The sequence below is a fragment of the Pseudocitrobacter sp. CD920760 genome (assembly GCF_057782505.1).
On the sequence record NZ_CM173490.1, the window covers coordinates 3,746,898 to 3,761,368 of the forward strand.

The 14,471-nt window shown below is 54.9% G+C and carries 14 protein-coding genes; 9 read left to right on the forward strand and 5 right to left on the reverse strand.

Going from position 1 to position 14,471, the window contains the following annotated elements; all coding sequences use genetic code 11:
* Positions 1–9 precede the first annotated feature (9 nt).
* Both AC1MKH_RS17550 and AC1MKH_RS17555 read right to left on the reverse strand, forming a co-directional pair.
* Positions 10–795 (reverse strand): cyclase family protein, encoded by a 786-nt coding sequence (locus AC1MKH_RS17550; RefSeq protein ID WP_276219609.1) that lies wholly within the window; start codon positions 793–795, stop codon positions 10–12.
* A gap of 115 nt (positions 796–910) precedes the next feature.
* Complete coding sequence (locus tag AC1MKH_RS17555) at positions 911–1,378, reverse strand: MarR family winged helix-turn-helix transcriptional regulator (RefSeq protein WP_276219607.1); 468 nt, start codon at positions 1,376–1,378, stop codon at positions 911–913.
* A gap of 185 nt (positions 1,379–1,563) precedes the next feature.
* Between AC1MKH_RS17555 and AC1MKH_RS17560 the strand changes: the two genes are divergently transcribed.
* The 6 genes from AC1MKH_RS17560 (at position 1,564) to ypdK (ending at position 6,084) form a co-directional block, all read left to right on the forward strand.
* Positions 1,564–2,718 (forward strand): LLM class flavin-dependent oxidoreductase, encoded by a 1,155-nt coding sequence (locus AC1MKH_RS17560; RefSeq protein ID WP_276219604.1) that lies wholly within the window; start codon positions 1,564–1,566, stop codon positions 2,716–2,718.
* The gene (locus tag AC1MKH_RS17565; RefSeq protein WP_276219603.1) at positions 2,715–3,197 is read left to right on the forward strand and encodes a flavin reductase family protein; all 483 of its coding nucleotides are present in this window, start codon (positions 2,715–2,717) and stop codon (positions 3,195–3,197) included. Before AC1MKH_RS17560 ends, AC1MKH_RS17565 begins: the two co-directional genes overlap by 4 nt.
* Positions 3,198–3,369: 172 nt before the next feature.
* Positions 3,370–4,047 (forward strand): nucleoside recognition domain-containing protein, encoded by a 678-nt coding sequence (locus AC1MKH_RS17570; RefSeq protein ID WP_276219601.1) that lies wholly within the window; start codon positions 3,370–3,372, stop codon positions 4,045–4,047.
* Positions 4,028–4,489 carry a YjiG family protein gene (locus AC1MKH_RS17575; protein WP_276219599.1) on the forward strand — a complete coding sequence of 154 codons (462 nt, stop codon included), beginning with the start codon at positions 4,028–4,030 and terminating at the stop codon, positions 4,487–4,489. The genes AC1MKH_RS17570 and AC1MKH_RS17575 overlap by 20 nt, the downstream gene beginning before the upstream one ends.
* A 12-nt stretch (positions 4,490–4,501) precedes the next feature.
* Positions 4,502–5,665 (forward strand): beta-aspartyl-peptidase, encoded by a 1,164-nt coding sequence (gene iadA / locus AC1MKH_RS17580; RefSeq protein ID WP_276219597.1) that lies wholly within the window; start codon positions 4,502–4,504, stop codon positions 5,663–5,665.
* Between the two features lie 347 nt (positions 5,666–6,012).
* The gene (gene ypdK / locus AC1MKH_RS17585; protein WP_108473772.1) at positions 6,013–6,084 is read left to right on the forward strand and encodes a membrane protein YpdK; all 72 of its coding nucleotides are present in this window, start codon (positions 6,013–6,015) and stop codon (positions 6,082–6,084) included.
* 49 nt (positions 6,085–6,133) lie between these two features.
* Here the strand turns inward: ypdK and alaC are convergent, their stop codons facing one another.
* Positions 6,134–7,372: an alanine transaminase gene (gene alaC, locus AC1MKH_RS17590; RefSeq protein ID WP_276219595.1), complete on the reverse strand. Its 1,239-nt coding sequence runs from the start codon at positions 7,370–7,372 to the stop codon at positions 6,134–6,136.
* A gap of 386 nt (positions 7,373–7,758) precedes the next feature.
* Here alaC and AC1MKH_RS17595 point away from each other — a divergent pair, with 386 nt between their 5' ends.
* Positions 7,759–9,459 carry a sensor histidine kinase gene (locus AC1MKH_RS17595; protein WP_276219593.1) on the forward strand — a complete coding sequence of 567 codons (1,701 nt, stop codon included), beginning with the start codon at positions 7,759–7,761 and terminating at the stop codon, positions 9,457–9,459.
* Positions 9,460–9,468: 9 nt separating this feature from the next.
* A complete protein-coding gene (locus tag AC1MKH_RS17600) occupies positions 9,469–10,206 on the forward strand; it encodes a LytR/AlgR family response regulator transcription factor (RefSeq protein ID WP_276219591.1) in 738 nt (245 codons plus the stop codon).
* A 41-nt stretch (positions 10,207–10,247) separates the two neighbouring features.
* Here the strand turns inward: AC1MKH_RS17600 and glk are convergent, their stop codons facing one another.
* Positions 10,248–11,213, reverse strand: a complete 966-nt coding sequence (gene glk / locus AC1MKH_RS17605; RefSeq protein ID WP_276219589.1) for a glucokinase — start codon at positions 11,211–11,213, stop codon at positions 10,248–10,250.
* A gap of 236 nt (positions 11,214–11,449) precedes the next feature.
* Between glk and AC1MKH_RS17610 the strand changes: the two genes are divergently transcribed.
* A complete protein-coding gene (locus AC1MKH_RS17610; protein ID WP_276219587.1) occupies positions 11,450–12,688 on the forward strand; it encodes an ion channel protein in 1,239 nt (412 codons plus the stop codon).
* Here AC1MKH_RS17610 and AC1MKH_RS17615 read toward each other — a convergent pair.
* The gene (locus AC1MKH_RS17615; RefSeq protein ID WP_276219585.1) at positions 12,685–14,346 is read right to left on the reverse strand and encodes an alpha-keto acid decarboxylase family protein; all 1,662 of its coding nucleotides are present in this window, start codon (positions 14,344–14,346) and stop codon (positions 12,685–12,687) included. The two genes, AC1MKH_RS17610 and AC1MKH_RS17615, sit on opposite strands and share 4 nt — an antisense overlap.
* Between the last annotated feature and the right edge of the window lie 125 nt (positions 14,347–14,471).

Genomic DNA, 14,471 nt, shown 5'->3' on the forward strand with positions numbered 1-14,471 from the left:
GGCGACAGATTATTCCGCCACCAGCGCAAGGACGCGCAGTGGGCTTCCGGAGCCTTCTTCAATTTTGAGCGGTGCCGCAATAATCACCGCACCACGCGTCGGCAACTGGTCAAGATTGGTCAGGCATTGCAGGCCATATTTGTTCGCACCATGCATTAACGTATGACAAGGATAAGGTACCGGCCAGCCGTAGGATTGTCCGGCATCGGTGTTAATGGTTTCAACGCCAAAACCGCGCACGTTACGTTGATGAATCAACCATTCAACCGTTTCCTGGGATGGGCCAGGCGTATGTGCCCCATCTTCACGCATGTTGAGAAATGCCTGCGCGTCATTCGCTTTCTTTGACCATCCGGTACGAAACAGCAGCCATGCTCCCGCTGGAATTACACCGTACTGCTCTTCCCAGCTTTTGAGATAATCCACGGTCAGCACCCAGTCCGGGTTTTCCGCCACTTCACGGCTGGCATCTACCACCACGGCCGGGCCGATAAAGGCGGTAGGGTCGATGGTATCAACGGTGTTTTGCGCGTGTTCACGGCCACTGATCCAGTGGGCTGGCGCATCAAAGTGCGTGCCTGTATGTTCGCTACAGCTAAAGTTGTTCCAGTACCAGCCCGGCCCTTTCTCATCGTACTGCGAGATGGCCTCTTTTTTGAAACCCTGCGCCTGGCCAAACTGCTCGGGCAATTGCAGCGTCGGGAAGCGTTCACTCAGCGTCTGGGTCAGATCGATAATGCGGATCGCTCCCTGAGCGATACCGTTGGAAAGTGCTGCCAGTATAGCGGTCGTCATCTACGGTCACCTGTTCAATGCGTTATGATTATTAACAAACAAGTAACATTGTAGGAGGCCTGCTTCAGGCAACTATCCAATTACTGAAGCCACTATCCGCATTGCGAAAAAAAGATTACGCGGTGGATAATTGCTGTTTAAACGCCCCCAGCAGCGTATAGAGATGCGCTTTTTCCGCCTCTGGCAGGCCGCTCATCAGCTCGTTCAGCCAGCGCTGGTGCGCCTTCGCCATCTGGTCGAATTGCTTTTTGCCCGTCGCGGTTATCTTCACCCGACAAGAGCGGCGGTCGCTGGGATCATAGACCCGTGCCGCCATGCCCTCTTTCTCCAGGCTGTCCGCCAGCCCGGTGACGTTACCGCCCGTCACCAGCATCAGCCGGGAAAGTTCGCCCATTTTTATCCCATCCGGGAAACGATCCAGCTGCGCCAGCATATCGAAGCGCGGCAGCGTGCTGGCGAACTGTTCGCGCATGCGCTGGCGTAATTCTGTCTCAATAAGATTGACGCAGGAGAGCAGGCGCAACCACAGTTTTACATCCATGGCGCCATCCAGTTGTGGGATATTTAACGCGTTTGCGTCCATCACAAACTCCTCTGTTTTTACCCGTTTCGATAACGATTTGCTCTTGTGACATTTCTCACACCTGAGCAATTATTCACCAAAGCCCCTCTGGACATTTTTATTTTAAACCTAAAATATTCATGTGTGAAATACATAATCCTCACGTGTTTATCGTTGACGTTCACTTACCTGACAGGAGCCATACCATGGCGGAAATAAAAGCAAACCGTATGTTCAACAACAATAAGTTTAAGCTGGGTTTCTTTGCATCCAACTGCTCCGGCGGAATGGCCGTGACAAAAGTCGGGGAGCGCTGGGATAACTCGTGGGAAAACAACCTGAAAATGGCGCAGCTTGCCGACGAAGCCGGTCTGGAATTCCTGCTGCCTATCGCCCGCTGGATTGGCTACGGCGGCGAAACCAACTTCCATGGCAACGTGCTGGAAACCACCACCTGGGCTTCCGCGTTGCTGGCCGCCACGCGCCACATCAGCGTATTTACCACCGTACACACCTCGTTTAACCATCCGGTGGTGGTGGCAAAACAACTGGCGACGATGGATCACATCGGCCAGGGACGCGCCGGGTTGAACGTGGTTTGTGGCTGGAACCGCCCGGAGTACGAAGCGCTGGGCGGCGACCTCCCCTACGATCACGAGAGCCGTTACGCCTTCGGCCAGGAGTGGTTCGAAGTGATTCAGAAACTGTGGCGCGAGGAGAAACCATTCGACTGGGATGGCCACTATTTCAGGCTCAAGCAGACCTATAGTCTGCCGCATCCACTGCGCAAAGATGTGCCGATTTTTAACGCTGCCGGCTCCGGGGAAGGACGCAAATTTGCTGTACGTAATGCTGACTTCCTGTTTACGTCAGCCATCAGCCTGGACCGTTCTGCCAAAGAAATTGCTGAAATTAAGCAGCAGGCAGCCAATGTGGTACGTAAGCATCCGTTAAACCTGTTGACCTTCTCCTATGTCGTATGTCGCCCAACCCGCGAAGAGGCAGAGGCGTACCATCAACACTATTCGCAGTCACACGCAGACTGGGCGGCGGTGGACAATATCATTCGTCTGATGTTTGAAAACGCGGAGTCTTTCCCGAAAGACCAGCTGCAACTTATTCGCGATCGATTCTCCGCCGGACACGGAGGTTATCCGCTGGTGGGGACACCGGACGATGTCGCCGACGGGCTGGAAAAACTCTATCACGCCGGATTCTCGGGAACGACCCTCGCTTTTGTTAACTACGCTGAAGACTTCCCCTATTTCCGCGACGAAGTGTTGCCGCGCCTGGAAGCGCGCGGCCTGCGCGAACCGTTTGACCCAGCGTATCGCAAACCCGATGCGGAGGAAGCGGCATGACACTGTCGTTAACGCCCGAGGATTTTAAGCTGGGAATGCGCCAGCTCACGCTGCCGGTCGCGGTAATCACCGTGAATTCCGATGCACAACGCAACGGATTGACCGCCTCGTCATTTTGTTCCGTAAGCGTCGATCCGCCGCGCATATTGGTGTGCGTCGGTAAAGCCGCCAGCGCCCACCAGCAACTTGCCGTCGGTGAAGGTATTGGGGTGAACGTTCTGGCACCAGAGCAACTGGAGCACGCCATGCGCTTTGCCAGCAAAGCCTTTCACGGCGAGCAGCGTTTCTGCGAGGGCAACTGGTATCCGCTGAAAACCGGCGCGCCGGTACTGGAAGGTACCGCGGTTAGTTTTGACTGTGTAGTGGATCAGATAATCGACGATACAACACACAGCATCGTAACCGCGACGGTAGTGGCTGTGGAGAAGAGCGATACCCAATGTTTGTTATATCGTAATGGTGCGCCGGTCGTGGCGTAGACTGCGTATTACCGCAACCTCTCCCGGGCGGAGAGGTTGTCTTAAGGAGTACTCTCTTCCGTTTTTTCCCGTCTTTATGAATTCTGAAAAATTTCTCTTAGGGTTCGTTTCCCGCTGCGGTTCAACTACTTTGGAGGTTGCGTTTCAGGGATAACGTCAACCGGAGGGAAGTATGGAAAAAACATCCCCGATACAGGAGAAGGTCAGTTGGGTGGGTTATCTCGCCTTTTTTATGACCGTCATTTTCTTTTCAGGCTTTTTTTCGAAATCCACCGAATGGTGGCGAGTATTTGATTTTACCGTGCTGAACGGCACGTTTGGCGCGGTGAACAGCGCCGGGCAGAACGTCGTGTCGTTTCGCGGAACAGGCGGGACGGGGGCGAAGGACGGTTTTCTCTTTGCCCTTGAACTGGCGCCTTCGGTGATTTTATCGCTTGGCATTATTTCCGTTACCGAAGGGTTAGGCGGATTACGCGCCGCGCAGCAGCTCATGACGCCCATCCTCAGGCCTATTCTTGGCGTGCCGGGTATTTGCTCGCTGGCGTTGATTGCCAACCTGCAAAACACCGATGCCGCTGCGGGGATGACCAAAGAACTGGCGGAGGAAGGTGCGATCAGCGACCAGGAACGCGCAATATTCGCCACCTTTCAGACCAGCGGCAGCGCCATTATTACTAACTATTTTTCCTCTGGCGCGGCGCTGTTTACCGTAATCACTGTTCCCGTAATCACCCCTCTGGCGGTGATTCTGGTATTTAAGTTTGTCGGCGCAAACCTGTTGCGGTTGTGGATCGCGCAAATCGAAAGCCGTCAGCGCAAGGAGGCCGTGGATGAGCACGCACGCCCGTAAGAACGTGATGGATCTGTTTGTCGAGGGTGCCCGGCGCGGTTTCACCATCGCCACTACCAGCCTGTTACCCAACGTGGTAATGGCATTTGTAATTATTCAGGCGCTGAAAGTCACTGGCTTGCTGGATATTGTGGGCAAGGTTTTCGAACCGGTGATGGGGCTGTGGGGACTCCCCGGTGAAGCGGCGGCCGTGCTGCTAGCCTCGGTGATGAGTATGGGCGGCGGCATCGGCGTTTGCGCGAGTCTGGTGGTTTCGGGCGCGCTAAACGGCCATGATGCGACGGTGTTGCTTCCCGCGATCTATCTGATGGGTAACCCGGTGCAGAATACCGGGCGCTGCCTGGGCACGGCGGGGGTTAACCCGAAATATTATCCGCACATCATCACCATTTGTGTCATTAACGCCCTGCTTTCTATCTGGGTAATGCAAGTGATTGTATAAGAGAGGTTTTACATGGAAATCACCCTACCCGGACTGCGTCTGTTTAAGCAAGCGCATCTCTATGCGCCGGACTGCCTCGGCGTGCAGGATTTTCTGGTCGCCGGGGGAAAAATTGTCGCTATCGCCCCGGAGATTGACGCCAGCGGGCTGCCAGGCTGCGAGGTCATTAATCTGCAACAGGCGATTGTCTGCCCCGGTTTTATTGACCAGCACGTGCATCTGATTGGCGGCGGTGGTGAAGCCGGGCCGCATACGCGTACGCCGGAAGTGCGGCTGTCGAAGCTGGTCGAAGCGGGCATTACGTCCGTTGTCGGTCTGCTGGGTACCGATGGCATCACCCGCCATCCGGAATCGCTGCTGGCGAAAACCCGGGCGCTGGAAAATGAAGGCATTAGCGCATGGATGCTGACGGGCGCGTACTCCCTGCCCTCGCCAACCATCACCGGCGGCGTGGATCGCGATGTGGCGCTCATCGATAAGGTGATTGGCGTGAAATGCGCGATTTCCGATCACCGCTCCTCCGCACCGGGAAATGAGCAACTTGCCAATATGGCGGCGCTCGCGCGCGTCGGTGGTTTGCTGGGCGAAAAAGCAGGCATTAGCGTATTTCATATGGGCAACAGCCCGCGCGGGCTTGCGCCGCTGGAGGCCATCCTGCAACACGCCGATGTGCCGATTAACAAGCTGCTGCCCACTCACGTTAACCGCGCTGAGCCGCTGTTTGCACAGGCGAAAGCGTTCGCGCTGCAAGGCGGCTATATCGATATCACCAGCAGCATTGAGACACCCATTGATGCAGCAACCGCCATCGCCAGCGCCCTTCGCGACGGTGTACCGCTCGCGCGCATGACGGTGAGTTCTGACGGTAACGGTAGCCAGCCGGTGTTTAATGCCGAAGGAAAACTGACGGGAATTGGCGTCGCGGGATTCGAATCGTTGTTATGTACGCTTCAACAACTGGTTCATCGCCATCAGCTTCCACTGGAACAGGCCCTGCGCCCGTTCACGCAAACCGTCGCCGAATTTCTCGGTTTTGCACATAAAGGGCAGCTGGCAGAGGGTTGCGATGCCGATTTTATTATCTTCACGGCAGGCTTACATATCGACGAGGTCTGGGCGAAAGGAAAAATGCTGGTGCGTAACGGCTATGCCTGCGTGAAAGGAACGTTTGAGTGATGTCATACAGGCGGGAGATGCACAGTCTCCCGCCTGAGTTTCAGACAAAATTAACCATTAAATCAATGTGGTTTACTTAGAGTGCATCCCAAAAAAAGCCCGTCGCTGAAAGGCAATATATTACCGTAAGAAATTAATGTGTCGTCGATCCACGACAGTTGTAAGTAACTAAAAATTAATAAAAAAATCTCACTTGTCACCTCCTAAAATTAAGCGTACATTAGCGCCATCTGGAGCAGTGATGCACCGAATTCTGAGGTGATGCCAATGTGCGTCAGCTCACAATGTCACAACAGGACATGTTTTCGTTAGAGCGTATAAACGTGAAATACGCGGAGAGATGAGTCGTGAAATATTTATTTATGGGTGTGTCGTTTATGGTCATCGTTTGGGCCGGTACATTTGCCCTGATGATCTAACCAAGAATGTAAAAAAAACAGGAGCCTTTTGGCTCCTGTTTGCGTTTTATCAGTCAGTGTTTTCCGCCGTGTGCTTCGTGCCGGAAGGCAGCAGGCCATCGGCGCGGAACATCGCTTTAATGCCCCTTACCGCCTGACGAATACGGTCACGGTTTTCAATCAGTGCAAAGCGTACGTGGGTATCGCCGTAATCACCGAAACCAATGCCCGGCGACACGCACACTTTCGCGTCCTGAAGCAGCTTTTTGGCAAACTCCAGCGAGCCCATCGCGGCATACGGTTCCGGGATTTTCGCCCATACATACATTGACGCTTTCGGGCACTCGACCATCCAGCCCGCTTCATGCAACCCTTTCACCAGCACGTCACGGCGACGTTTATACTGTGCGGCAATATCGCGCACGCACTGCTGATCGCCTTCCAGCGCCGCAATAGCCGCGACCTGCAACGGCGTAAAGGTACCGTAGTCGTGATAGCTTTTAATCCTGGCCAGCGCGTTAACCAGCGTTTTGTTTCCGACCATAAAGCCGATGCGCCAGCCCGCCATGTTGTAGCTTTTCGACAGGGTGAAGAATTCAACCGCGACATCGCGCGCACCCGGTACCTGCATAATCGACGGCACTTTCCAGCCATCGTAGACGATGTCGGCGTAAGCGAGGTCGTGCACCACCAGCACATCATAGCGTTTCGCCAGCGCAACCACTTTTTCGAAGAATTCCAGCTCAACACACTGGGCTGTCGGGTTCGACGGGAAGCCTAAAATCATCATTTTCGGCTTCGGGTAACTTTCACGAATGGCACGTTCCAGTTCGTTAAAGAAGTCGACGCCTTCCACCAGCGGCACCGAGCGCACCTGCGCGCCGGCAATCACCGCGCCGTAAATGTGAATCGGATAGCTGGGATTCGGCACCAGCACCGTATCGCCATGATCGAGCGTGGCCAGCATCAGGTGCGCCAGCCCCTCTTTCGAACCGATGGTAACAATCGCTTCGCTTTCCGGGTCAATTTCAACGTCGTAGCGGTCCTGATACCAGCGCGAAATGGCACGACGCAGACGCGGGATGCCGCGCGAGGTTGAGTAGCCGTGCGTATCCGGACGCTGGGCGACGGTACAGAGTTTTTCGACAATATGCGGCGGAGTCGCACCGTCCGGGTTACCCATGCTGAAATCGATAATGTCTTCGCCGCGCCGACGCGCAGCCATTTTCAGTTCAGCGGTAATATTGAAAACATACGGGGGTAAGCGATCGATACGCGTAAAACGGCGTTCAGGACTGAATTCAGCCATAGGTTCCTCAGATTCACGTTAGCGCCCGGACCGTCCGAGCGACGCTGCCACGACAGTGGCGTGTTTAGAAAATAGCCTGAAAAAAAACCGTCTGTCGAGGGGTAAGACAAAAAATAGTTCTGGGTACAAAAAGAGGAAGTTTAAAAATATAAAAATTCTACCTGCGTTCACAATGGGATTTTTAACAACATTTAATTAACTTAATTTTATCCTGTTGTTCTCATGAGAAATTCTTAATAATCCCCTTTTCCCCGTTGATTAGCCGATTATCGATTAATCCCCTTTTAATTTTGTGGATTACGAATTTTCATCCTCCTATCCAGACAACTGGTCATCTGGCGCGGGGTTTCTTATCATAAGACTTTCCTGATAAACCCGGCGTTCCCATGCACGAAATTTTCAACATGCTGCTGGCGGTGTTCGACCGCGCAGCGCTGATGCTGATCTGCCTGTTTTTCCTGATCCGCATCCGCCTCTTCCGCGAACTGCTGCACAAAACGGCCCACACCCCGAAAGAGTTGCTTGCCGTGAGCGCGATCTTCTCACTGTTCGCCCTGTTCAGCACCTGGTCCGGCGTACCGGTTGAAGGCTCGCTGGTCAACGTGCGTATTATCGCGGTAATGTCCGGCGGCATTCTGTTTGGGCCCTGGGTCGGCGCCATCGTCGGGCTGATTGCCGGGGTACACCGCTATCTGATTGATATTGGTGGCGTTACTGCCGTGCCTTGTTTCATTACCAGTATTATTGCCGGGCTGCTTTCGGGCTGGATCAACGTCAAAATCCCTAAAGCGCAACACTGGCGCATCGGTATTCTGGCCGGGATGCTGTGTGAAACGCTGACCATGATTCTGGTGATTGTCTGGGCGCCAACCACCGCCCTGGGTATCGATATTGTCTCTAAAATCGGTATTCCAATGATTCTTGGCAGCGTCTGTATCGGCTTTATCGTACTGCTGGTGCAGAGCGTGGAGGGGGAAAAAGAGGCCAGCGCCGCGCGGCAGGCCAAGCTGGCGCTCGATATCGCCAACAAAACGCTGCCGCTGTTCCGCCATGTAAACAGTGAATCCCTGCGGCAGGTGTGTGACATCATCCGCAACGATATCCACGCCGATGCGGTGGCGATTACCAATACTGACCATGTGCTGGCGTATGTCGGCGTCGGGGAAAATAACTATCGCGATCAGGACGATATTGTTAGCCCAACCACCTTCGAGGCGATTACCAGCGGAAAAATCATTATTAAAAACAATGATGAGGCTTATCGCACGCCGGAAATTCACTCGATGCTGGTGATTCCCTTGTGGGAGAAAGGCGTAGTGACCGGGACGCTGAAAATCTACTACTGCCACGCGCACCAGATTACTTCATCCTTGCAGGAGATGGCGGTTGGACTGTCGCAGATTATCTCGACGCAGCTGGAGGTCTCGCGCGCCGAGCAGCTCCGGGAAATGGCAAATAAGGCAGAGCTGCGCGCCCTGCAAAGCAAGATTAATCCCCATTTTCTGTTTAACGCGCTGAACGCGATTTCGTCCTCCATTCGCCTGAATCCGGACACCGCGCGCCAGTTGATTTTTAATCTGTCCCGCTATCTGCGCTATAACATTGAATTGAAAGACGATGAGCAGATTGATATCCGCAAAGAGCTGTATCAAATCAAAGATTACATCGCCATTGAGCAGGCGCGGTTTGGCGATAAGCTGACGGTTATCTACGATATCGATGATGAGGTGAATTGCGTGATCCCAAGCCTGCTGATTCAGCCGCTGGTCGAAAATGCCATCGTCCACGGCATCCAGCCCTGTAAGGGTAAGGGCGTGGTCACCATTAGTATCACCGAAAGCGGCAACCGCGTGCGCATCAGCGTGCGTGACACCGGGCACGGCATTGACCCACAGGTCATCGCCCGCGTTGAGGCCAATGAAATGCCAGGCAATAAAATTGGTCTGCTGAACGTTCATCACCGGGTAAAATTGTTGTATGGCGAGGGGCTGCACATCCGCCGTCTGGAGCCAGGCACGGAAATCGCCTTTTACGTTCCCAACGCGCGCACGCCGGTAACGGCTCCCGCCACTCTGCTGCCGTTATAGGGAGAAAAAATGAAAGTAATCATTGTTGAAGACGAGATTCTGGCGCAACAGGAACTGACCTGGCTGATAAAAGAACACAGCCAGATGGAGATTGTCGGCACGTTTGACGACGGCCTCGACGTGCTGCGTTTTTTACAGCACAACAAAGTGGACGCCATCTTCCTTGATATTAATATTCCTTCGCTGGATGGCGTGCTGCTGGCACAAAGCATCAGCCAGTTTGCCCATAAGCCGTTTATCGTGTTTATCACCGCGTGGAAGGAACATGCGGTAGAGGCGTTCGAGCTGGAGGCGTTTGATTACATTCTTAAGCCTTACCAGGAATCACGTATTATCAGCATGTTGCAGAAACTGGAAAGCGCCTGGCAACAGCAAGCGGGCGGCAGTACCGCGATGCCGGGAACGACTGCGCGCGAAAACGACACCATCAATCTGATTAAAGATGAGCGCATTATCGTTACCAGCATCAACGATATTTACTACGCCGAAGCGCACGAGAAAATGACCTTCGTGTACACCAAACGCGAGTCGTACGTGATGCCCATGAACATCACTGAGTTTTGCAGCAAGCTTCCGGCCACTCACTTCTTCCGCTGCCATCGATCGTATTGTGTGAATCTGGATAAGATCCGCGAGATTGAGCCGTGGTTTAATAACACCTATATCCTGCGCCTGCGCGACCTTGATTTTCAGGTGCCCGTCAGCCGCAGCAAGGTGAAAGAGTTTCGTCAGTTGATGCATTTGTAAGGATACCGGGTGAGCGAGCATCACCCGGTATAAGAAAGGTATTACAGAATTTGCCCCAGCGTCTGGCGCAGGTGCGCCCCGGAGCCCAGCAGGCCTGGATTATCGTGAACAATCAGATAGACCGGGATATCCTGCACGTAGGCTTTGAAACGGCCTTTATCTTCAAAACCGCCACGGAAGCCGGACGCTTTAAAGAATTCGAGGAAGCGCGGCACGATGCCGCCCGCGATATAGACACCGCCAAAGGTGCCGAGCGTCAGCGCCAGATTGCCGCCGAATCGCCCCATGATGACGCAGAACAGCGACAGCGCGCGGCGACAGTCGATGCAGGAATCTTCCAGCGCACGCTGAGTGATGTCTTTCGGCTGCAAGTTTTCCGGCAGACGGCCATCAGATTTCACAATTGCGCGATACAGATTGACCAGCCCCGGCCCGGAAAGCACGCGTTCCGCAGAAACGTGGCCGATTTCCGCCCGCAGCTCCTCAAGGATAATCCCCTCTTCTTCGCTGTTCGGCGCGAAATCCACGTGACCGCCCTCGCCCGGCAGGCTGACCCAACGTTTATCAACGTGAACCAGATGCGCCACGCCTAACCCGGTGCCGGCGCCATAAACCGCAATCGGTTTGCCCTCTACGGGTTCCGCGCCGCCGAACTGAATCAGGTGCTCTTTTTTCAGCATCGGGATAGCCATCGACACGGCGGTGAAATCATTAATAATTTCCAGGTGCGCAAAGCCGAGATTCTTCTTCATTTCAGCAATGGAGAAGGCCCAGGTATGGTTGGTCATCGCCACCCAGTCGCCGGTGATCGGGCAGGCGATGGCGATGCAGGCGTCTTCCACTTGCACATTGTGTTCTTTGAGATAGACGCGGACCACCGCTTCGAGGCTTGGATAATCCAGGCCTGAGTAGGTCTTCGCCTGCGAGATTTCGCCCGTGGCGAGGTCACATAACGCTAAACGCGCGTTGGTGCCCCCGACGTCTCCTGTTAATGCAAACTTTGTCATTCCGTTACGGCTCCGCTAAAGTCAGGATAATTCTTTATCACAGAGTAAATTCAAGGCGCTGTAACAACAATGACGATTGTGTGAGCACCCCAGGATTATCGATCTACGTCACATAATTTTATGTATCAACCTTAAGGATATCTCTGTTTCGCCGTATCGTTTCAGCATCTATTGCGCTGAAGGCATTTACAGAACCCGGCAAAGTGATGCCAGCTTTTAGCCAAAAGGAAATCATCATGCTCCATCCGCGAGCCCGCACGATGTTATTACTCGCCATTCCGGCGATGGTTATTGGTGTTGCCGCCAGCCTGATGTTAATTGTGGTGATGAAACTCGCCTCCGTATTGCAGCACCTGCTGTGGAGCACCCTCCCCGGCGCATTAGGCGTCTCTTGGGATTCACCGTGGTGGATAATACTTGTACTGACGTTGACCGGCCTGGCGGTAGGCCTGGTGATTCGCTTTAGCCCAGGTCACGCGGGGCCCGACCCGGCGACAGAACCCTTAATTGGCGTGCCCGTCGCGCCCTACTGCTTGCCGGGGTTGATTCTCGCATTGGTGCTGGGCCTGGCAGGCGGCGTTAGCCTCGGCCCGGAGCATCCGATTATGTCGGTGAATATCGCGCTCGCCGTGGTGCTCGGCGCACGCTTTTTCCCGCGCGTCAGTTCCCTTGAATGGACAATCCTTGCCGCCGCAGGCACCATCGGCGCGCTGTTTGGCACGCCGGTCGCCGCGGCACTGATTTTCTCGCAAACCCTGAATGGCAATAACGACGCGCCACTGTGGGATCGCCTGTTTGCGCCGCTACTGGCGGCGGCTGCCGGGGCGCTCACCACCAGCCTCTTCTTCCAGCCACACTTTTCGCTGCCGATTCCCCATTATCAGCAGATGCGGATAATCGATATTTTCAGCGGTGCGGTGGTTGCGGCGATCGCCATTGCGGTGGGCATGGTGGCGGTATGGTGTCTGCCCCGTCTGCACGCCCTGATGCATCGCTTAAAACATCCGGTTCTGGTTCTCAGCGCCGGTGGTTTTTTGCTGGGCCTGCTGGGGATTATCGGCGGGCCTATTACGCTGTTTAAAGGGCTCGACGAAATGCAGCAGCTCGCCTTTAGCCAGACGCTGACCAGCAGTGATTTTATGCTGATTGCCGCCGTGAAGCTGGCGGCGCTGGTGATTGCCTCGGCCAGCGGTTTTCGTGGTGGCCGTATCTTCCCGGCGGTATTTGTCGCCGTGGCGCTCGGTCTGATGTTGCACGCTCACGTCGATGCCGTTCCAGCGGCAATTACCGTTTCCTGCGCGATTCTGGGGCTGGTGCTGGTCGTCACGCGTGATGGCTGGCTGAGTCTGTTTATGGCCGCGGTGGTCGTGCCGGATACCACGCTTTTACCGCTATTGTGTATTGTGATGCTGCCCGCCTGGCTCCTGCTGGCGGGCAAGCCGATGATGATGGTTCCGCGTAAAGACAAACCCTAGCCTTTACTGTTGCGCGTCTCGAGCGCCTGAGTGACGGCACGAAGCAGGTCAGGAATGTCCTGCTTCGGCAGCACCACTTCCACCAGCGTTAAGCGTTCAATTTGCGCGGTTTTCGCCAGTACCTCGTCCAGTTGAACGCTTTCGGTTACGCGCCAGCACTGGGCCTGGCTGTCGAGGTTCAGCGCCTGCGGCAGCTGCGTCCAGTTCCACAAACTGATGTCGTTATAGCGCGCTTCGGGGCCATGGATCGCCCGCTCCACCGTATAGCCATCATTGTTCAGCAGCAGAATTAACGGTCGCAGGCCGTCGCGCAACATTGAACCCAGTTCCTGAATCGTCAGCTGGGCTGCGCCATCGCCGACAATCAGCACCACGCGTCTTTCCGGGCGAGCGGTTTGCGCGCCAAACGCGGCGGGTAGCGTGAAACCGATTGAGCCCCACAGCGGTTGCACAATCAGTGAAGCATCGCTGGGTAGCTTAAGGGCCGCTACGCCAAACGCCGCGGTCCCCTGATCGCCCAGAATAATGTCGCCTGGCTGGAGATGTTTTTGCAGCGTTTGCCAGAAGCGCGCCTGTGTTAACTCGCCCGCTTTTCCGGGGGCAAGCGGCGCCATGCAGCGTGTTTCCGTGCGCCATTTCGCCGATAGCTCATGGCTCACGGCAATCAACGCCTGCGTCGCCTGCGCCATCGGAATCCCGCTGAACCAGCGATCGCCGACACGCGCGGCAAACGGTTGAATTGAAATCGATTTTTTGTCCGGAATTTTGTGGGTAAAGCCTGCTGTAGTGGTATCCGTGAAACGCGTGCCGATACACAGAATCGCCTCCGCGTCCTCTATCGATTCGCGCGTTTGCGATAAACTCGCCACACCGCTGTATATACCCACGAAGCCCGGTTGCTGCTCATCAAACAAACCCTTGCCCATTAACAACGAGGCGTGAGGAATCGGTGTCTGCGCCATCCAGTCGCGCAGCGTTTCTTGCAGGCCAAAGCGCAGCGCGAGAAAGTCCGCCAGCAGAGAGACCCGACGACAGGGTTGCAGCAGGTCGCGGACGGCTCGCGTAAAGCGTTCAATCTGGCCGTCGTTGATGGCTGTATCGGTAAGCGTAAGCGCGTTTACCGGACGACTGGTCGGCGCTTTTGCCACGTCGGCGGGCAGAGAGAGATAGCCCGGACGGCGATGTTTGATCATTTCAGTCAATACGCGGTCGATCTCATCCGTCGCATTGCGGACGGTTAACACGCCCTGCGCCACGGAAATCGGGGCGCTCATCTGCCGAAAATGGTCGAATTTTCCGTCGCCCAGCGTATGGTGCAGAAGCTCCTGACGCTGTTGCGACCCGGTACAGGGTGCACCCACAATGTGCAGCACCGGCACATATTCGGCGAAGCTTCCCGCTACGCCGTTTAACGCACTCAACTCTCCTACGCCATAAGTCGTCAACAATGCGCCGCAACCCTGAACGCGTGCATAGCCATCGGCGGCATAAGCGGCATTGAGTTCATTGGCGCAGCCAACCCAGCGCAGCGCAGGATGCGCAATCACATGGTCGAGGAATTGCAGGTTGTAATCTCCCGGCACGCCAAACAGATGGTCCACGCCGCAGTCCGCGAGGCGATCCAGTAGATAATCCGCAACAGTGTAAGACGTTTGCATGATAAGTACCCTTTAGCCACTTGCTCATCTCTGAGTATTGAAGAAGCGGTTCGCCTGTCCAGACAGATACGAAAATGCTATTGGAAAGTAAAATTTACAGCGAAAGGGAGTATACGGCGGCGGCA

Bases quoted from the DNA above. Each gene is read 5' to 3' on its own strand.
- AC1MKH_RS17550 (WP_276219609.1), bottom strand. From the start codon at position 795: ATGACGACCGCTATACTGGCAGCACTTTCCAACGGTATCGCTCAGGGA.
- AC1MKH_RS17555 (WP_276219607.1), bottom strand. From the start codon at position 1,378: ATGGACGCAAACGCGTTAAATATCCCACAACTGGATGGCGCCATGGAT.
- AC1MKH_RS17560 (WP_276219604.1), top strand. From the start codon at position 1,564: ATGGCGGAAATAAAAGCAAACCGTATGTTCAACAACAATAAGTTTAAG.
- AC1MKH_RS17565 (WP_276219603.1), top strand. From the start codon at position 2,715: ATGACACTGTCGTTAACGCCCGAGGATTTTAAGCTGGGAATGCGCCAG.
- AC1MKH_RS17570 (WP_276219601.1), top strand. From the start codon at position 3,370: ATGGAAAAAACATCCCCGATACAGGAGAAGGTCAGTTGGGTGGGTTAT.
- AC1MKH_RS17575 (WP_276219599.1), top strand. From the start codon at position 4,028: ATGAGCACGCACGCCCGTAAGAACGTGATGGATCTGTTTGTCGAGGGT.
- iadA (WP_276219597.1), top strand. From the start codon at position 4,502: ATGGAAATCACCCTACCCGGACTGCGTCTGTTTAAGCAAGCGCATCTC.
- alaC (WP_276219595.1), bottom strand. From the start codon at position 7,372: ATGGCTGAATTCAGTCCTGAACGCCGTTTTACGCGTATCGATCGCTTA.
- AC1MKH_RS17595 (WP_276219593.1), top strand. From the start codon at position 7,759: ATGCACGAAATTTTCAACATGCTGCTGGCGGTGTTCGACCGCGCAGCG.
- AC1MKH_RS17600 (WP_276219591.1), top strand. From the start codon at position 9,469: ATGAAAGTAATCATTGTTGAAGACGAGATTCTGGCGCAACAGGAACTG.
- glk (WP_276219589.1), bottom strand. From the start codon at position 11,213: ATGACAAAGTTTGCATTAACAGGAGACGTCGGGGGCACCAACGCGCGT.
- AC1MKH_RS17610 (WP_276219587.1), top strand. From the start codon at position 11,450: ATGCTCCATCCGCGAGCCCGCACGATGTTATTACTCGCCATTCCGGCG.
- AC1MKH_RS17615 (WP_276219585.1), bottom strand. From the start codon at position 14,346: ATGCAAACGTCTTACACTGTTGCGGATTATCTACTGGATCGCCTCGCG.